Origin of the sequence: Psychrobacter sp. K31L (assembly GCF_017942195.1) — a bacterium.
Lineage (GTDB): Bacteria > Pseudomonadota > Gammaproteobacteria > Pseudomonadales > Moraxellaceae > Psychrobacter > Psychrobacter glaciei.
Genome location: NZ_JAGKSC010000002.1, coordinates 42,765 through 63,725, shown reverse-complemented (window position 1 = coordinate 63,725; position 20,961 = coordinate 42,765). Strand labels below are relative to the sequence as shown.

11 protein-coding genes are annotated in these 20,961 nt (G+C 45.2%); 4 read left to right on the top strand and 7 right to left on the bottom strand.

Translation table 11 applies throughout. The features are described 5' to 3' along the window. The first annotated feature begins 208 nt into the window (after positions 1–208). Positions 209–1,318 carry an aminoglycoside phosphotransferase family protein gene (locus tag J5X94_RS03425; RefSeq protein WP_210540123.1) on the top strand — a complete coding sequence of 370 codons (1,110 nt, stop codon included), beginning with the start codon at positions 209–211 and terminating at the stop codon, positions 1,316–1,318. Between the two features lie 56 nt (positions 1,319–1,374). After that, entirely contained in the window at positions 1,375–2,103 is a 729-nt protein-coding gene (gene murU / locus J5X94_RS03420) for an N-acetylmuramate alpha-1-phosphate uridylyltransferase MurU (protein WP_210540121.1), read from the top strand. An 85-nt stretch (positions 2,104–2,188) separates the two neighbouring features. Here murU and J5X94_RS03415 read toward each other — a convergent pair whose 3' ends face one another. The 7 genes from J5X94_RS03415 to J5X94_RS03385 form a co-directional block, all read right to left on the bottom strand. Next, positions 2,189–2,305 (bottom strand): DUF2474 domain-containing protein, encoded by a 117-nt coding sequence (locus tag J5X94_RS03415; protein WP_210540120.1) that lies wholly within the window; start codon positions 2,303–2,305, stop codon positions 2,189–2,191. 99 nt (positions 2,306–2,404) lie between these two features. Continuing rightward, positions 2,405–3,421: a cytochrome d ubiquinol oxidase subunit II gene (gene cydB, locus J5X94_RS03410; protein ID WP_210540118.1), complete on the bottom strand. Its 1,017-nt coding sequence runs from the start codon at positions 3,419–3,421 to the stop codon at positions 2,405–2,407. Further along, entirely contained in the window at positions 3,421–4,917 is a 1,497-nt protein-coding gene (locus J5X94_RS03405; RefSeq protein ID WP_413190894.1) for a cytochrome ubiquinol oxidase subunit I, read from the bottom strand. The genes cydB and J5X94_RS03405 overlap by 1 nt, the downstream gene beginning before the upstream one ends. Positions 4,918–5,250: 333 nt before the next feature. Next, positions 5,251–7,731 (bottom strand): esterase/lipase family protein, encoded by a 2,481-nt coding sequence (locus J5X94_RS03400; RefSeq protein ID WP_210540116.1) that lies wholly within the window; start codon positions 7,729–7,731, stop codon positions 5,251–5,253. Between the two features lie 542 nt (positions 7,732–8,273). Continuing rightward, a complete protein-coding gene (locus tag J5X94_RS03395) occupies positions 8,274–9,407 on the bottom strand; it encodes a tetratricopeptide repeat protein (RefSeq protein ID WP_210540113.1) in 1,134 nt (377 codons plus the stop codon). Positions 9,408–9,608: 201 nt separating this feature from the next. After that, positions 9,609–10,247, bottom strand: coding sequence for a 2-polyprenyl-3-methyl-6-methoxy-1,4-benzoquinone monooxygenase (gene coq7 / locus J5X94_RS03390; protein ID WP_026037258.1), 639 nt, complete (start codon positions 10,245–10,247; stop codon positions 9,609–9,611). Positions 10,248–10,443: 196 nt separating this feature from the next. Further along, positions 10,444–11,784 (bottom strand): MFS transporter, encoded by a 1,341-nt coding sequence (locus J5X94_RS03385; protein WP_210540111.1) that lies wholly within the window; start codon positions 11,782–11,784, stop codon positions 10,444–10,446. Between the two features lie 480 nt (positions 11,785–12,264). Between J5X94_RS03385 and J5X94_RS03380 the strand changes: the two genes are divergently transcribed. Beyond that, the gene (locus J5X94_RS03380) at positions 12,265–15,885 is read left to right on the top strand and encodes an autotransporter assembly complex protein TamA (RefSeq protein WP_210540109.1); all 3,621 of its coding nucleotides are present in this window, start codon (positions 12,265–12,267) and stop codon (positions 15,883–15,885) included. A 61-nt stretch (positions 15,886–15,946) separates the two neighbouring features. Beyond that, positions 15,947–20,941, top strand: a complete 4,995-nt coding sequence (locus J5X94_RS03375; RefSeq protein WP_210540523.1) for a translocation/assembly module TamB domain-containing protein — start codon at positions 15,947–15,949, stop codon at positions 20,939–20,941. Positions 20,942–20,961: the final 20 nt, after the last annotated feature.

The following is a 20,961-nucleotide window of genomic DNA, read 5'->3' as shown; positions in this document are numbered from 1 at the left end:
AACCAAATCAGCTACACTATTTACCAAAATTTATGACATTGCTAAGCTGTTTTCTTGAAAATTGCTGGGCAATATTGATAAAACTATGTGTCAATACCTACATTACAACAGATACTGTCAATCAAGCTGTCACTATTTTAGCAAGGTTTTGCCTGACTTATCACTACTTTAATGATTTACGACTTATATTTAACCTGCGATGTACTCTATGACTGATACCATGCCTTTGAACGCCACCCTGAATGCCACTCTGAACGACAAGAATAACCGCCAACAGCAGCTAGAGAATTGGTTGCAGCAAGTGTTTGCTGACCAAAAATTTGTGCTCGATAGTTTGCCTGGTGATGCGAGCGCCCGCCAATATCACCGTATCCAATTGGCTGATAAGGATGATGCCACCGCGCGCTATATTGTCATGGATTCTGCTGACGAGCAAGACGCCTTGCAGCAGTTTATCAATGTTGCAAAGCTGATGGCGCCCGCAATCAATGTGCCAACGCTGGTTGCGCAAGATGTAGCAAAGGGCTTTTTGGTATTGCAAGATTTTGGCACGATAGAATTTGCGCATTTGCTCGTCAATGCGACACCTGAACAAATTAATGATCATTATCAATTGGCCATGCAGACCTTGGTAGCGCTACAGACTGTGCCGGTAGAGACTGCAAAAATTCAGTACCAATTGCCTGATTACGACACCACGTTATTGAACCGCGAGATGGATTTATTCAGTGATTGGTTCATACCCTATATCGGGGTCGAACTCGATAATGAGCTATGGAACACTCTAAAAACGGCATTGATACAAGAGGTTTTACAGCAGCCAGCAGTGATCGTGCATCGTGATTATCACAGTCGCAACCTGATGCAAGATCAAGCGGATCGCTCGCGCTTAGGCGTGATTGACTTCCAAGATGCGGTGATTGGTTCTTATACCTATGATTTGGTGTCATTGGTGCGTGACGCTTATGTTGAATGGCCAGAGCATCAAATATCTGGTTGGATTCGTGACTTTTGGCAGTTGCAACAACAGGCGGCGCTCACCACCACCGATAGTGCTGAACAGCTTGAGAATGATATGAATGTGATGGGCGTACAGCGGCATCTTAAAGTACTAGGAATCTTTATCCGTTTGTCTGAGCGCGATGGTAAAGACCGTTATCTGGCTGATATCCCCAAAGTCATGCGCGATCTACTGCTTGAGTTAAATTGGCTTGCTGAGCATGGCAATGAGGCGATGCAGCAAGCGCTATTGCCATTTAATCAATGGCTTGCAGATCAGGTATCACCTGCTTATCAAGAGAAATTTTCCTCGTTATAGAGATGGATAATAAGTTGCATCTATCTCTCTCATTATAAATTGAATAAGGAGCGTGCATGTCTACGATTACGCAAGCAATGATTTTGGCTGCTGGTAAGGGAACGCGCTTGCGTCCGTTAACACTTGAAACCCCTAAGCCCTTAGTAGAAGTGGGTGGACAGCCGCTGATTGTTTGGCATATTAAGGCGCTACAAGCCGCGGGCATTACCGATATTACGATTAATGCCTCGTGGCTTGCTGACAAGCTCATGGATACATTGGGTGATGGTAGCGGGTACGGGGTCAAATTGCATTGGTCAGTAGAAGATGATGAGCCGTTAGAGACCGCAGGTGGCATTTTTCAAGCATTACAAACCGGTAAACTGCGAGATGAGCCATTTATTTTAGTCAACTCCGATGTCTGGACGATGTATGATTTTGCTCAGTTGCGGGACTATAGACTAGGCGCTGATCAACAGGCGCATCTGTTGTTGATTGACAATCCAGAGCATAATAATGGCGGCGATTTTGCGATCAATAATGGTCTGGCCAGTGAGCAGCCAGTGGGTGATGCAGACAAACATACTTTTGCTGGTATCAGTGTAATGTCGCCTAGATTGGTGGATGGATTGGTATCAGGTCAGCCAGCTGCATTGGCGCCACTGCTCAGGAAAGCCATGCCCAAATTCCAAATTACGGCGGAAGTCATCACTGATAATTGGATAGATGTAGGGACGCCTGAGCGTTTGGCGCAGGTAAATGAGTTTATTGAGAGCAACGGTAGCGATAATCACTTAGGCGCATAAACGCAATATCAAATAAAAACAGATTAATAAAAAAAGCAGCGTTGATTTCTCGACGCTGCTTTTTTTATGATATTAGCGATTGGCATCAAACGCCCATTGCAAGTTTGATCAGCTGAGCGATAATGAAAATAGTCAAAAATCCTGCTAAATACAAGCCGAGAAACCATAGCCACTGTGTCTGTTTTTTACTGAGTTTTTTCATCGAAACCTCCTGTCTTTAATGACACTCCTATTTACTATCTGCCATAAATAAAAATGTATCTACAACCACTAAGGGTTTGAAGCTCCTATAATGCGGTACTTAATACATAGGCTCATGACCGGACTTACCCTTAAAGGTATAGTAAGCGTAGGCGGTATAGCTCAAAATAATCGGTAGCATAATAACCGCACCAATCAGCATAAAGGACAGCGACGTATCCGCAGCCGCCGCGTCATAAATCGTCATCTGATAGGGAACGATATAAGGGAACATGGCATAACAGACACCAATATAACCCATCAAAAACAGTGCCACTGTCAATAAGAATGGACGATATTCGCGCTCAGTAGTCAAGTCTTTACGCATAAGAAAGAACAGTAGCAGCACAATAATAGGCATAGGTGCTATATAAAATAGGCCCGGTAGAGTGAACCAGCCCTCGAGTGCATCAATATCTGAGAAGTACATAAACATCGTGACTACAACCATCGCTAAAACCAACGCTGATAGTATCCAGCTCGATATTTTTCTTGCCCAGACTTGTAGTGTGTGTTCGGTCTTGATAATGAGCCATGTCGACCCGAGTAGCGCATAGCCAGTAATGAGAGCAACACCGCACACCATAGCGAAGGGGGTGGCCCAATCAAAGGGTCCTCCTGAGTATAAACGATCGCTAGCCTGTAGTCCCTGTACGAGTGCACCTAGCATCACCCCTTGAGAGAAGGCGGCAACGATTGAGCCTAAGAAGAAGAAAAAATCCCATACATAGCGCCGTGACGTGGCTTTGAAGCGAAACTCAAATGCCACCCCGCGTAGAATAAGACCAAACAACATCAATGTGACTGGCAGATATAGCCCCGTCATAATGATGCCATAAGCGACGGGGAAAGCGGCAAACAAGCCACCGCCACCCAGTACCAGCCATGTCTCATTACCATCCCAAAATGGTGCGATAGAGTTCATCATTCGGCTACGATTCTTATCGGAGCCTGCAAACGGAAACAAAATGCCACAGCCCAAATCGAAGCCATCAAGTAGGACATAAACAAAGACAGCTAAGGCAATTAAGCCGCCCCAAATTAAGGGTAAATCTAATACATCACCGTAGTTAAACATTAGCGTAACCCTCCATCATCAACATCGTCCGCAGGAGTATCTAAATCTTCTTCAGTATTTTTAGCAGGGTTCTTATCACCGCTCAAGGTACGGCCTTGACCTTCTGTGACAGAGTGCTGATAGAAATTATCTTCTGCAGGATCTAGGTACGGTTTTGGTCCCTGAGCAATCAGACGCAAGATATAAAAGCTACCGGCACCAAAAACAAAGATATAGAGAACAATAAAGCCAATCAAGGTAGTCGCGACTTGCTGTGCGGCAAGCGGTGACATACTCTCAGCCGTACGAATCACGCCGTATACCGTCCATGGCTGACGACCCGTTTCAGTCACAAACCAACCTGCGAGTAGGGCGATAAAGCCAAGCGGTGTCATCATCATCCACGCACGATGGAACCATTTACTGTCGGGGTTAAACTGTTGTTTTTTGATATATTTGTAAAGACTAAACAGACCCACCAATACCATCAAGGAGCCAATACCTACCATGACACGGAACGACCAAAATACAATTGGGACATAGGGCTGATCTTCTGGTGCCCAGTTCTTAAGACCTTTAACTTCGCCATCTAATGAGTGAGTCAAGATAAGACCCGATACGTAGGGTATCTTAACCTCATAATGGTTTTTTTGTGCCTTTTGGTCGGGTATAGCGAACAAGACAAGTGGTGCGCCGCGCTCGTTCTCCCATAACCCTTCCATTGCCGCAACTTTGGCAGGTTGATGCTCAAGCGTGTTCAGACCATGCATATCACCAAGCACTACCTGTAGCGGTGCCACAAAGATGGCCATAATCATTGCCATACCGAGCATGATGCGACCGTGTCTGCGGTGATCGGTATGCTTTTTGGATTGAAGGTAATATGCCCCAACGCCGCCTATCACAAACGCAGTAGACAAGAATGCTGCAGTCATCATGTGTGCATAGCGATAGGGGAAGGAGGGGTTAAAGATGATTTTGAGCCAATCAGTTGGATACAATAGACCATCTGCACCAATCATAAAGCCTTGCGGCGTTTGCATGAAGCTGTTGGCTGATAAGATCCAAAATCCTGAAATAAGGGTGCCTATAGCCACAATCGCCGTTGATGCAAAGTGCATGCGCTTGCTGACTCGTCCCCAACCAAATAGCATGATACCTAAGAACGAGGCTTCTAAGAAAAACGCAGTTAGGACTTCGTAGGCCAATAATGGGCCTAAGACGTTACCCGCTTTGTCAGCGAATACAGCCCAGTTGGTCCCAAACTGGTAAGACATAACCACACCCGACACCGTACCCATACCGAATACAACGGCGAATATTTTGACAAAGTGTTTATAAACTTCAGCGTAAATAGGCTCGCCCGTTTTTAACCAGCGGTATTCTAATACCGCAAGCCAGCTGGCAAGCCCGATAGAAAAAGCAGGAAAGACAATATGGAACGAGATAACAAAAGCGAATTGGATGCGCGCGAGCGTCAGCGCATCAAGCTGGTCAATCATAAACGTAGCGAACATAAACGGTTACCCTTATCTGTTAGCTGAATAGCGCTGGCTTCCATGACACGCTCAAGTAACTGTCCGTAAAGCAGGATGACAAGTGTTACGGGCAATGGCTTAGTATTAGTTAGCAACCAATATCAATGTATCAAATGCGGCTAAGCTAAGACTGTTTAGCTGAATGAAGTAATTTATATCCCTATAAATTAATGTATGACTGTCAGTTAAGATGAATATAGTATGCGCCACCATAAGTATACACGCAAGCTACTCATGGGGCTGGTCGCATACCTAACAGTCACCAAAACTTCCTTGAAGAAACGCCCTTTCGGCTGATCAATTAGGCTGACATCATTGCTGTAACTGTTCATGCAAAATCTGTCGCAGCGTTAGTACGGTTTGTGGATTTTCTTGGATGCTATGACCGCCATTAATGACGGTTTCAGAGGCGGCACCTTCGAGATGGGCACTGGTGTAGGGGACGATACCATCTGACAAGCGTTCGGTCAGTGCTTGGCTGATATCTTCATCGACAGTCACAGCGGCGACGAGCGGTTCACTGATTGACTCAGATTCAGATTCAGATGCAGGGCCATTACTTGCATTCTCGCTACTGTCCTCTTCTGATACTTCTTGGGATAAGTCAATTCTTGCACCACCGGGTTGCATTTGCGCCAAGCCGTTAGTGATATCGGCATCATTATTAGCGATAATCGAATGATAAGTAATGCGATCATTGATGCTGATGTCTTTGGTTAGCTGAATAAAAGACGATTTATCGCTTAGCTGGCTGGCACCATTCTGCAAATACAGAGCACCCAAGGGGTTTTGCGCCAAGTCGCCCTGAATGGCGAGGGTGGCCACGTTATCGGTGACAGTCTTGACCAATCCCACAGGTAAGTACACGATGCGCCTTAGCGCTCGAGTAAACCAGCGATCAGCGTAATCGGTGCCTTGAAAGGGTGAGGACAAGAAGATGGCAGTATCGACTTGTGGCAGGGTGTGTAGCTCAAAACGGTTACGCAGATCGTCGTTAGCAAAGGCTTTTTTCAGCATGTCATCGACTCGTCGTTTACTGCTGTTTTCGAGTAAATCTTTATCCTCTAAAGCGTTTAAGTTGTTGGCCAAATTGTCATCAGACAGCATCATGCGGGAGATGATACCACCCATGCTATGACTGATAATCACGCTATTTTTGCTGGCACGATTTTGTCCTTCAGGATCAGTCTGTTGATACGTACTATTGATCAATTCCTGAATTTGATAACGGTTCTCTAAAATAGGTAAATTGGTCGGATAAAAAATCTGCCATACCTGATAGTTATCACGCAACTTATCATCATTAAAAATATCGTTGGTCAAATTCACCCACGTGGCGGGACTAGACGCCAAGCCATGCACCATGATGATTACCCGCTTATCAGGATCGTAAGGCTCTAGCATAAACAGCTTGGGTAAGCTGGCCTGTTTTTGGCGGGTAATTAGGTTTAAGTAACCGACGCCATCGAGCTGGTTTTCTGCCAGCCATAGTCCATAGCCAGCAGAGAAGTTCGCTGCCAGTGGATAGTCATCGCCCAAGATAGTGGCGCTCTCGCTGCGATAAGGGTTGTATAAATGAATATCGAGCTGATGACTGCTGAGCGTATCAAGGACGCTATCTCCAGCGGGCTTAATTAAGCCCGTCATCAATAAATGCCCTGTAGGATAGATGCGTGAGCTGGGCGCGCTATCATCTTTTTTTCCGTCAACGGTATCTTTATTGAGCCGCCCCGATAGCGATGAAACCAACAGTTGTCGGACAGTCGTGGTATAGCGATCATCCAATGAAGCGACTAAGCTAATACCCAGTCCTGGACGTTTGCTGATTGAGTTGAGGCCTGAGAGACGCAGCTCATAAGTGGATACCAAGTCAGCGAGCGCTGAGGTTTGTTTTTGTGCATTTTTTAGATAGTTACTTTCGTTGGGCATAAAGATATTGAGATTATAACGGTCTACTTGCACCTTCATCACTTCGATCTGGTCAGTAGGTTTACCGTTTAACGATGCTCGGTTTGCGATCGCTTCTTGTTTGCTCGTATCTTGAGAAGCCGTGCTCATTGGTAGATAGTCCACTTCGGTCTTACCCATCAATTTATTTGTGCCATCTACCGATTGATATAGTTGGGTAATGACGTCATTGCTGGCTGCGTTATAAATATCTTGAGTTTGGATGTCAATATCGCTTGGAATACGGTTTTTTGCCTGAGATTGACTTTTTACTTTATCTACTCCTTCAAAGTCATGTGCCAAACTGTCATAAAACAGATAGGTATAGCTGGATTTGATGGCATCAAACAGTTGACTTTGGTAGTTGATCAAGCATTCGTCTGTATTCTTCTGCTGACTATCGGCTTCAGTATCACTCAGAGGCGCGTTGGCATAATAAGGATCAAGCGGCGGACGAGTGAGGGCATTTTGACACTCTTTGGAGTCGGCAAGCTGACGAGCTCTGGCATAATGTAATTCTGAAAACACAGCCAGCGCTGGACGGTAATTTTCATTGAGCATGCTGTCAGTGAGCTGCATTAGGCACAAATCAAACTGTTGAAAACAGGCCTGTTCGTTGAGGCCTGCTGATAACAAGGCTGACGCTGTGTCAGTACTGAGCTCATTGTCTGTGACGATATTGCCGCGCTGTGCAGAAATGGTCTTCGCTGATGCTTGCTTTTCAACCGATACGGTACTACAAGCTGGTAGTAGCGCCATTGCCATTATGAGCCCTGATAGAATGACAGGTTTTATTTTTATAGTAGCGTGTGTTGCCGGATTACTGACAGGGCGAGTGAAGGTCATAGGTAATTCCAATAAATAATAGTCATGCCTATAGTCATCATAGGTCGTCAATATAATAAAACGAGTGTAGCGCAACTTTTTGGATTTCACTATTTTATTTGAAACTTCAGGTGTAATGGACAAAATTAATAGTAAAATTTTGTTTAATAATATTCAGAATAAAATGAGTGTGACGACAACGTATCAAATTTTTAACCTGAATGGCTAAAGAGGTTATTTGAATAAGCAAAAGAAAAAGAAAAAGCGACAATGACTAGGGCGTGTCTTCATTTCAAAAATGGCGATAAAAATGAGATAAATTGCCGTCAAACAAGAAAAATAGCGCAGATAATATCGGGATATTAACCAGCTATTTGACGATGTTTGGCAAGATTTAGCCATTTTTAGCCCATTTAGATGACTATCGAGTGAATTGAAGACAGGCCCTAGCATTGAGCCAAAAAAAAACTTCTTTTTATATTGATATCAAACCAATACAAAAAGAAGGCGCTACGTACTTTAGTTTTAAGTCATTTTTTAATAATTGAAGTTAATAACTGAATTTATGCTCCTGGCTTCACGTCGATATCAGGCGCTGGTATGTCCCAAATATAAAACTTGCCATCTTCAACGAGCTTAATTTGTTGACGAATAACTGCATTATTAGGGACTTGTTGCTCGAGACGACGCAAACGCTCTAGAGCATTATCGCGACGATCACTTAACAAGTCTGACTGCGCCAAGCTTTGCTCCGCTTCGGTGTAGCCCAAAGAGACGGCTCGGTCTAGATATTTTTGACCTTCTTTGAAGCCACCGCCTTCTGATAACATCATACCGTATAAGAAGTTGGCTTCACCACTATCAGATTTTATCTTGATGGCACGGTCGACATATTTGCCGCCACGTACCGTATAGTCTGAGCCTAAGTCTAAATTACGCCCCATACCATTGAGTTTGGCCGCCCGAAGTAGCACGTCATAAGAAGCATTTGGCGATTGAGCATAAGGCTCAATCCATTCGGTCAATACTTTGATTTTTTCACGAGTATAGTGACGTTGTGAGCGATTAGGAAAGTTTGGTGGATAATGACGGGCGTTAGGAGAGACGTCTTCAATAAAGTCATCTAGCAAGCTAACGTCAAGCTTATCAGTACCCAAACCTTGCTGCTGTGGAACCAACACTGTCGGTACAAAGCTAACGCTTGAAAGTTGCACTTGCGGCGTTGGAATATTAGACAGCTGACCACCACGAAGGTCAATGCCGGTTGCTGTCATTGGTCCACGCTCGTACACACGAGTCGTCCCTGTCAATTCCGGAGTTGCTACTGCTGGTGCTTGCGGTACTGCCGCTGACTGTACAGCGTTTAATGGCGGCTGACTTTGCTGAGTGCCAGTTGGTAAAGCATTGTTTTGCTGAGTAATATTTGCCGTTGCCATATTTGCTGCTACGTCGGTTTGAGCCGTACTGGCAGCAGCGTTAGCATTTGGCTTAGCAAGACGAATGACGCGTCTGCTTGAATCCATGGCACTAGGGACAGCAGCGACTGTGCTAGCACTAGCTGTGCTGTCAGTTTCTGCCGCATTAACAGGGACAGACAACATCATGGCACAGGCAGCCGCTAAGGCGGTCAAGGTCGCAAACTTAGGCGCTTTAGTAGATGAGTCGGTAGACAAGCTAGAGTGGTTGATGGCTTTCATAAAAGTCGTTACCTTGTGTATTAAGTCGTTATTTACAATCGATTGATAGTTGTTTTGTATTGTCTAAAATGTTTTGTATTATTGGCGCGCAATCTTGCAAATTTCTAATACCCTAGCAAATTAAGCTGAATGCTATCAGTAGTAGGATTGTTAAATTAAATAATTCAGTCAGCCCTATGAGAGGCGCTACTCACTATGCATTTACAGATGATAAGCCGTGGCTTTCATCCGATTTGCCATCCAACGCATGGTCTGACGCACCGGTGGTGATAAGGCCGCGCCACCACTTGCTAGTGCCAGCTCGCGATGGTGCAATTCTTCAATATCCATTTGCGCCAGTATCTCTCTTGAGCGCTGATCATGGACGGGTAATTGCCCGATATGCTCTTGCAAATGCTCGCTGACTTGCGCCTCGGTTTCGGCGACAAACCCCAAACTAAACTCGTTAGAGATAGTGCCTGCTACCGCACCAAGACCGAAAGACATGCCGTACCATAATGGGGTAAAAAGGCTAGCATGACTGCCTAATTCCTTTAAACGTGTCTCGCACCACACCAAATGATCGACTTCTTCTTCGGCTGAATGCTGCATGGCTTGCTTGACGCCATTGTCTTTGGCAGCAAAGGCTTGACCGTGATATAGACCTTGCGCACATACTTCGCCAGTATGATTGATGCGCATCAGTCCTGCCACGTGACGCGCCTCCGTAATGGTCAGCTCAGGAATATCGTCATTACTGACGGGCAATGGGCGGGTACTGGGGTTTGAGTGCGGAACAACCGCTCGCAATGCCTTGTCAACCCCAAGCAATAGCTGGTCAATTTTAGATAAGGGACGCAGGGCCATGATTCACTCCTGATGGCTTTATTTTTTATCAATAAAATACTTTTATTAAGGCTACGTGCTTTTTAAAACAGTCATATTCTGTTCATGCACATTACTATAGCAAACAATACAAATTATCGGCACCACTATTATCGGCTGTATGATTCAGCAAACACCAACTTTACTAATGCTCGTTAGATCTTCGAAGCATCTAATCTTGTCGGCTAAGCTCATCATCATGAGTTTGGATGACCGCATGCTTCACGTGTTTGTTCAGCTTAATATATAAAAACGCACCAAAAGCAATGTTTAGCAGACCAGTGACCAAGAATAATTGCGGTAGCGTCAATCCTAAGGTGTTGAGCACCACAATCGCAAAAATCGCTGAGCTGACCATAAAGATGGCATTAAAAATGTTGTTGGCACCAACGATACGTGCGCGGTGGCTTTTGGGCGCGTAAGCCTGCATAGACGCATATAAAGGGACAATATATAAGCCGCCACTAAACCCTAAAAAGAACAAATCGGCAAACACGCGCCAACTGCCACTCACGCCAAACAAATCACCAATACCCAGTAACGTCTCAGTGTTAACGTCAATGTTTAGTCCTGACAAGGAAAAATACAAATCGATAGCAAAAATACTTAAACCAGCAATACCAAAAGGAAGTAAGCGTAAACTGACTTGGTTTTTGGTCAAGGTTTTACATAACAAAGACCCGATCGACACACCAACAGAAAATAACGTTAATAGGAAAATAACCACTGACTCATCGCCATGCAAAATGACTTTGCTGAATTCTGGTACTTGGGTCAAAAACGTCGCGCCATAAAACCAAAACCAGCTGTTGCCAAGAATGACAAAGAATAAGAAAGGCAGCGAGTATAAATAGCGTACCGTCGACCAGCTGGTGGTAAAAATATTCCAATTAATCTTGAGCGTCGGCTGCATGGCGGGCATCGTAGGAATATATCGGGCTGCTAGATAACCCAAAACAGCGACGACCAATACGGTGGCGCTAATCCAATAAAGGGATTGCGATAGCTGGGTCAAAACACCGGCGACAATCATACCAATGAGGATAGCCAGTGAGGTGCCCATCTGAAACAAACCATTGGCACCGACGAGCTCATCTTCCTTCATCGCTTGCGGTAAGTAAGCGTATTTAATCGGGCCAAAAAAAGTTGAATGTGTGCCCATCAAAAACAACGCCACAAATAATAAGCCGTACCACTCAAAGACAAAGCCTACAGCAGCAATCGCCATAATGACCAGCTCAAGCATTTTAATGAAGCGCGTGAGCTTTGACTTTTCAAACTTATCAGCGATTTGTCCCGCCAATGCCGAAAATAGAAAGTAGGGTAGTATAAATAGCATTGCCGCTAAGTTATTTAAAATACTAACTTCCATGCCCAACTGACTGGCAGCGGTATAAGTCAGTACTAATATGAGTGCTTGTTTAAAAATATTGTCATTGAACGCCCCCAAAAACTGGGTAAAAAACATGGCGCTAAAACGGCGGCGCTTAAATAACTGAAACTGGTTGGCCATGAAGATTCCTACAGATGGATCGCGGCTGATAGATGAAAAATAAGGGCTGCGCGCAGCTTTTGAGGTGCAAGCAATTATCAATATTATCAAAAACTTATCGAAATATAGCATAGGTTTTATCAATATTAAGCCGTATAATAGCAAGGCTTTGATAAAAATACATGCGCCCGATGCTATGATTTCATAATTAACTAAGTTATGATTTGTAATTTTACATGGTTGTCTTTTGAAGGGTTACCTTGTGAAAGCATCAATGAGGTGAAGGTATCAATGAGACTCAAGACTCGGTATCACTTAAAACGACCTATTTTATGCTAGCAAGTTTAGATGATATACGTTCAGCGCTAAAACTTAGCAATAAAAAAGTACGGTAGTCCATAGAGCATCTCAGCTAACTGTTATAAGTTTATTCACCGGTAATACCTGATGAGTCTATCGTCAGTGACTTGTGCCGCGTGAGGTGATAGGAAATAAGTATACATGGAACAGCAGCCTTCAACTCTAGCGCGCCACTTGTCAGTTACGCAGTGTAATGCGTTAACCAGTCATGACGGGAACAACATCAAACCCTCTAAATATGCCGCGATTGATGAGTTGCAGCCAGCGTTGTCGCGTACTTATTTTACGCGTTCTGCGATTTTTAGGGCATTAGCGACCAGTTTGGTGGGCTTTGGCATCGCGCCTATGGCATTGGCTGAGACCACGACAGGTATCGATACTAGCAGTCAAATCATTGATAGTCAGAACGTTGGTTCTCAGAATGATGACACGCAAAATACAGCCAGCCGGTCAACCGCCAGTACTGCGACACTAGCCCAACCACCAACAGCATCACAGCCCCCGACCCCTCGCGAGCCATCTTCTACTGAAGACACTCAGCTCGATATCGCATTGGATGCCTTACGACTAAAAAGAGCCGTGGAACAAGGCATCATTGATAAGTCAGTATTAGATGATTATAGAGAGCAAAACCTAAGCAATAAGCAGCCTAATAGTAAAGAGACAGACGCGCAAAATTCACTATCTGAGCAAGCATCTGCAAATCAGCAAGGTGTTGATGATAATGACAATATCAATGACAATGATTTGGATAATGAGCTTTATGATGTAGACGACTTGAGTGACGCGCAGGCGAACGTTGCCAATAAGGATTTGTTGCAGCAAGCTGAGACAGTGCAGCAGCAAGGCTATCAGATGATGACGCCTGAGGAAATTGATCGCGAGCTGGCAGCGCTAGATAGGCAAAATGCGCAAGACATTGACAGTATCAATAATGGTAGCGCCGCTACTAGCACTGATATTAATGGCATGAATGGTATTAGCAATAACGACAGCGACTTTGATGCGCCTATCGCGACGTTAAACGATACCAACCCGCCTATCGGTTTAGATGTGAGTCTCGACGCCACCAACTTGCCAGCACCGAACAACCTTGATACGTTAGGAAGAAATGAGACGGCGGCTGAACAGGCTAAGACCGCTGAAATCATGGCACGACCCATTAACGTAAGCGATGCTGTCAGTAGTGGAAGCGCTGATGACGATAATATTATTATCGATGATCAGATGTCAGTCAGTGCAGATAATGTGATAGGAGAGGAAGGCGAACAATCAGATATCATCAATCCAAATGATTATTTGCCAGATTATCAGTCCGAAACCCAAGCTGTCAATCAAAGTATCCTGCAGGCCAAAAAGCCTAAGGCGCTGTCTCGCAAAAAAACCAATATCGTTAAGCGGCTCTATGATAGGTTATTTAATGATGGTGCTCTAGCGCTACCACATGTAGAGACAACGGTTTACTTGCAGCAAGTCGCTGCTGACGATGCGACTAACGCTCAACCAAAAGTTATCGAAGCAGACGAAGACACGCAACCGATTAAGAATATTAAGGCGGCGCTTGATGACACGACCGTCCAATCTGTCGTTGACTTTACGGCAGCTTTACCGCGTCTGCGTCAAACGGCATTAGATGCCGCAAAAGCCGTTGGTTATTACGATGTGACCTTACGTCTGCGCCAACCCAATAGCGACATCATTGAGGTGGTTATTGAGGATTTAGGCGAGCCGGTCACTGTGGACAGTCGTATTGTCGAGATTCGTGGTGAAGGTAGCGCGCAAGAAGAATATCAAGCGTTAGAAAAAGAGCTGCCACCGCAAGAAGGCGATGTATTTAACCACCGCGTCTATAAAAACAGTAAAGCAGCGCTTGAGTCACTCAGCAATACTTATGGCTATTTCGACCAATATTGGTTAAATAAATCAGTCGATATTATTTTGCCAGACAACACCGCTGATATATCGCTGGTTTATAACACGGGCGACCGTTATGAATACGATGATGTGGTGTTTTTTACTTATGATGCAGCGACCAATACTCTGACCCGCGACCCTGATAAGCTACCTGTCGAACTGTCTTTATTGCAGCAGTTGTTTGATTTTAAACCCGGTGATCCATTCTATCGCCCCGATATTACCAAATTTAGTAACGATTTATCGGCGACGCGTTATTTCAACACTGTGAATGTCGAATCCATTTTGCCACCCAATGAAAGCAGCGAAAACAGTACTTTAGCTTTTGATAATGCACCCGCCAATACTCTTGACAACGATGTTGATGGTGAGGTCAATGCTTCAGAAATTATCGATGGCGTAGCGGCAGCAAATAATGGGGCAGAGAGTAGTAATACGAATGGCACTGTCCAAAATAGCACTGTCCAAAACAGTGATGAGGCAAATGGCAGTGAAGGCACCAACACTGCCAACAGTGGAGAAACAGTCAATCCGGCTGATATCGCTGCCATTGAGTTTGAGGCAGACGAGCAAACACTGGAAAAACTTCAAGCCATTAAACAAAAAGCCAATCGTTTAAGTCGCCTACCAGATGATCGGGTGTTAGACGAAAAAGACCAAGAGACAGACACGATTTTAGGTAAAATCAGTGACTCTATTAGCAATGTGGCACAAAAAATATTTCCGGATGAAAAAAGCATTCTTGCGGATGAAAACTTTGTACCACCAACGCTGGCAGGACGTAAAACGCCGCAACAAGTACGAGAAAGTAAAAAAGTCCCACTATATGTCTTTGTCTCTGCCAGTAAGCCACGCGATGCCCAAGTAGGTATTGGTTATGGTACCGATACTGGCGTACGTGCCACGGCGAAGATAGATTACAATCTACTCAATCGTCAAGGCTATCAGGCAGGGGCAGAAACAGAAGTCTCTAGAATTACTAAGAATGTTTCGGTCTATGCCAGCCGACCGTGGAAGCATCCGCTTAATGATAAGTTAGATGCTCGCCTGACTTATGAAGAGGAAGTCATCGATCAAGGCGAAGGCAACTTTGATCTATCTACCCGAACGCTAAAAGCGGCATTGGCACGTAATATTCGCCGTGACAGTGGCTGGAATCGTAGCTACTCTGTGCGTTACCGTTTAGATGAGTTAGAGACGGGGGTGGATGAGGCCAATTTAGAAGATCTGCCCATACGTTTTACGTCTTCTAGCCCGCAGCAACAAGCGCTGTTATTGGGCTATGGTATGAATAAAACGGATGTGGATAGTGCAACCAATCCAACTCGTGGTATCCGTCAGTATTACTCTATTGAAGCAGGAACTGAAAAGGCATTAAGCGATACGGATTTGGCAATTGTGCGTGCGGGTGTCAGCGGTATATATAGCTTTGGTAATGATAATAAACACCAAGTCCTTGGTAGCCTCAATACCGGCTACATTTGGGCCGATGACTTTTATGACGTGCCTTACAAGTTGCGCTTCTTCGCGGGTGGCGACCAAAGTATTCGCGGCTACGATTATGAAAGCTTATCGCCTATCGACAAAGGCTATCTGACGGGTGGACAAATCCTCGCCGTTGGTAGTGCCGAATATAACTATGAATTTAGACCTGGCTTCCGCGGTGCGTTGTTTACCGATGTGGGTAACGCCTATGACAAAGACTTCGAGACTGAAACCAAAGTCGGCGTCGGCGTTGGTATTCGCTGGGCATCGCCAGTCGGTGTGGTGCGGGTTGATGTCGCTGCTGGTGTGACAGAAGAGAGTATTCCGGTTCGATTGCACTTCTTTATCGGATCGCCTTTATAAGAGCCTCGTCAATCGTTTTTTAGCGATTGTTGACAATCATTTTTTAACGTAGTTGAGTGTGATGTTGACCGAAAATACCCCGCCTAATGATTCATCGGATGAAGATCCGGCGCAACGAGATGCCCGTGCTGTAAGACGTTGGTATCCGCTGTCTTTTTTGCTCAAACTACTGGTGCTCATACTAATTGTGCTAGCAATTATGTTCGCCGTATTTTTTTATGCGGCTGGTACTGAATCAGGTACCAAGTTCTTATTAGAAAAGATCAGTGCCGAGACGGGTATTAAATTCAAATATGGGCGCGGTAATTTACGTGATGGTTTGTTGGTCACGGATATCGATATCGAGGCGACCGAAGACCTTGAAGTACGGGTAGATAAAGCCTATGTCAAAATAGGCTGGCGTGCAGTATTTGCAAAAGAAGTCCATCTACGGGATGCCGACATTCAACGTATTGAGATTATCAATAAAAAACCACCAACGGGTGAGGCTTTCGATTATAAAACGCTTAAGCTACCGGTGAACCTGCGTTTTGATCAAGCAAAAATAAAAACGATTGTCTATAAGCAAGTGACCAAAGACCCTATCATCGTTCATGACATTACCGCTCGTGACTTAACATGGGTTGGCAGCATGGTCACGGTAGGTCGTGGTGACTTACGCTATGCGGACATTGTCAAAGTCAGTGCTTTACAAGGTGAGATTGATCTTCAAGGTGACTATCCGTTAGATTTGAGTGCTATTGCTGAAGTGAGTGCTTTAGACAAAGCCTATATCGATCCGCTAAATATCACTGCCACAGGCAGTTTAAAGCGTACTGTCGGCAAAGTGCGTAGTCGCTATAATGATAGCGATGTCAGCGGTGATTTTGTCGTACAGGCATTGGACAAGGATTTGCCACTTCAAGCAAAACTGCAATGGGATGATATTTTGATTCCTTATGCTGAAAGCCAAAATATTCGTTTAAAAAGCGGCACGGCCACTGCCTCAGGTGTCATCTCTGAAATACGTCTGCGTATTAATACCGAACTGACTGCCAAAGATATCCCTTCAGGGCATTATCAAGGGCGGGCAGTGATTGCCAATAGCCAACTGCGCATTGATCGTTTGGATGCTCAGGTTCCAGCTGGAAACTTAATACTACAAGGTATTTTAGATTGGAAAGATAGCTTCGATGCAAAAGTACGAGTGACCGGTAGCAACTTCGATATTCGCCGTGTTATTCCTGACGACTATGCCGATTTCAAAGCCTATGCCCCGCAAAAATTAAACGGTCGACTATCGCTACATTATCAACAACAGAACAGCGCGGGTAACTTAGAAGTTGACGCAGATTTCCGTCAGCGTGATGGCGAGCATATTAATGCCAATATTACCCAAGGTAAGACCTCTGCGAAGATCAAACAGGCAGCGCCTTTATATATCGATGCCACTTGGCAAAATCTGACCCGTCGTAACGTCCCTAACATCGGTAATATCGATAGTCCAAGCGGTCAAGCGGATGTCATCGTGCGCGGTTCGACCCTCTCTATCGATGCCAATGCGGTGATCAATGAGCTGAATGCCGCTCCCAAAGGCAACTACGATGTACGTGTCCGAAAAGTGGGTAATGTCATCGATATTAATCGCCTTAATTATGATGGCATTGTCGGTGACCTATCGGGTACAGGGCAGATCCAACTGGCGAGCAAGCAGCGCCCATTGACGTGGCAAATTGATGCCCGTACCAATGGCTTACTACCCAAAGAGTATCGTAGTGACTTACCGCTTGAGCGTCTAACGGGCAGCATTAGTGCCAGTGGTCGCTTAGTGAATATCACCAAAAGCGGAGTCAAGGGTCAGCGTCATATTATTAATTTAAACAATACCGATTTGCAGGCGCAGCTTGATGCCACGCAAGACGGCCGTGCTATCGGCATCACTGGTGGCGGTGACGCCAAAGTTGATATCGTTGGTGGCGAGCTGTCTATGTTTGATGCGCGTTTTGATGGGCAGGTCGATACTGCAGATGTGCCAAAGGGTCGCCTGTCTATCGATGCGGCAGGCACGCCAAGGCTGATCAGTATTCGCAAGCTCAATTATAACGGTGAGGCTGGCGCAGTGAATGCAAAAGGTGTCATCGATTTGCGCAAAAATATTGGTTGGACAGTTGACGGTCGCTTTGATAACTTCAATTTGGGTTATTTTTTACCCAATAATCCCGCCATTATTACTGGTGACCTAAAAACCAATGGTGAGTGGCAAACTGCATCCAAGAACAACGCGAATGCCAAAGGTAAATTGAATCGCTTTGCAGTAAATTTTAACGGTGTATTAGATGCCGAGCAGCTACCAGCAGGCAAACTCGCTATTGATGCCAGTGGCGATGCTCAACTCATCCGTATTAAACGCTTCCGTCATGTCGGCGCTGCAGGTAGTATCGATGCTAGCGGCACCGTCGATGTGCGTCAAGGTATCGCTTGGGATATTAAGGCGGTAATGAATCGCTTTAATTTAGGTTATTTCCTCAAGAGTACGCCAAGCGCTATCACTGGTACTATAGATACCGACGGTCGCTGGAGTGATACTCAGCAAACCATTAATATCAAACAAATCAACTTGACCGGCATGTTAAAAGGTCAGCCGCTTAGTGCAAAAGGCAGCTTAGCCGCGAAAATGCGTCTGCCAAAAGACTTGGCGAGTTACTTTAAGCGTCTGCAAACGAAAGATGCACAAGCACAATATAAGCAAGTGAACGCCTTAATCGACAGTTTAAATGCCAATAACCTCGTCTTACGTTGGGGTGATAACTACATCACTGCTAATGGCAATGCCAAGCAATTACAAACCAAGATTAATATCACCAGTCTTGATCAGCTCTCCAATAAGCTGACCGGTAAAGTGACCGGCGGTGCGACCTTATCGCAACCTGCGGGACAAGCCTTGCCCACTATTTATATTGATTTGGTCGGTGAGCGTATTGCGCTCCCAGGTTTTATATTGCGTCAAGGTCGTATTCGCGGCAAAATCGTCAACTTAGCAAATAGCCCAAGTCAGCTGATTGTCAGCGCTGAAGGCTTAGACGCTGCGGGACAGAGTTTTAAAAGCGTTAATGCGTCTTTCAATGGTACTGAAAAGTCGCACGTGGTCGATCTAAACGTCGCGAATGAGCAACTTGATATTGCGGCAAGACTCAAAGGTGGCTTTAATCGCGACACACTCAGTTGGTCTGGGGTGATTGGTAAAGGTCGCGTCAAGTCTAGATATGCCACGTTGAACCAACTACAGCCAGCGCAATTAATCGTCAATTTGCCCAACAATCAGAACGGCAATAGCCGTGAGCTTAAAGTGCAACTTGCCGCACACTGTTGGCAGGCGGCAGATCAAACTGGCAAGCTGTGTTTGCGTGAAAAATTAATCGCTTCGCCATCTGGTGGTCAGGTTGACGTAGTGCTACAAAAGCTGGATACCTCGCTATTTTCAGTATTTCTACCTAAAGATATTGATTGGCATGGTCAGATCAATGGTAAAGCCGTTGTCGGTTGGCAACGCGGTCGTCCACCGACTATTAATACCACTTTATATTCTGATAATGGCAAAATAGGCTTGCTCCAAGATGGTGATAGCGCTCCTATAAGTTTGTCATATAAGCGTGTATCACTGATTGCCTTGTCAGTACCTGAGGGTCTCAAACTGCGTACAGACATCAATACTGGTCGCGGGGCACGTGGTTATGCGGAAGTTATTGTCGACCCTTATAAAGATCCTAAACCCATCTCGGGCGCATTGGTGCTCAATGAGCTCAATTTAGCGATTTTCAAACCTTTCTTCCCCGGTATGCGCGTACTCGAAGGTAATATCACCATGGCGGGTGGTGTGGGTGGCACATTGGATAAACCACAGTTCTATGGCGATGTTAAATTGGCTAATGGTCGTATCGCGATGCTGGATCTGCCTGTCAATTTAAGAAAAGTTAATGTCGATGCTAAAATTCGTGGCACGCAAGCGACTGTTGATGGAACCTTTAATAGTGGTACGGGCAGCGGCACGCTAACCGGAACGGTAAACTGGCAGCAAAAACTACAAGCCAAACTGAGTATCGCTGGTGAGCGTCTAGTACTGACCCAGCCGCCATTGCTATTGGCTGAGATTAATCCTGATATCGATATCATCGTGCGTCCAGGCGACCGTTACGTCAACATTACAGGTGCTATCAGTGTGCCGTCGGCGACCATTCGTCCGCCAGAAGCCAGTGAAGACATCATTACGCAAACTGAAGATGTGGTCGTCCTTGATCGTCGCCTTATTGGTAATATCGACGAAGTTTTAGCTATCTCAAAACCTTGGTCGATCAATGCCGATATTGGCGTAGATTTAGGGGATGATATTAATTTCCGTGGATTTGGTGCCGTTATTCCTTTGGCAGGTGCTATCAATATCACTCAAAACGGCACGGGCATTATGCGCGCCACAGGGGTGGTACAGGTATCACGTCGTACCAATATCAATGCCTTTGGTCAGAGTTTAGAGCTTAACTATGGTCAGGTACGCTTCAATGGTGATGTCATGAAGCCTAACTTGAGTATTGAGGCCGCCAAAACCATTAGTGGAAAAACAGTTGGCGTGCGTGTTAAAGGCAGTACTGAAAGTCCAAATATTATTGTCTTTAACAATGCTGGTCTTACTCAGCAGCAAGCAATGAATGCCTTGGTAACGGGTCGTATCGATAATAAGAGCGCCACACAAATCAGTGAGCAAGGATTTAAGTCACAAGTGACTAATAATCTAGCCGCTGCTGGTCTGAGCTTTGGCCTGAGTGGCACACGCAACTTGACCAACCAGATTGGTCAGGCCTTTGGTCTACAAAGCCTGACCGTTGATGCTTCTGGCGGTAGTGAAGACACCAACGTCAATGTCACCGGTTACGTGACCCCTGACTTATATATTCGCTACGGTGTGGGTGTTTTCAATGCGCAAAACAGCTTATCTGTCCGTTACCAGTTGACCCGTCGCATTTATGTTGAAGCCACATCAGCGGCAGAGAACGCAGTTGATGTGGTCTATAGTTGGCAGTTTTAGGTAACACTGTCATCCGTTGC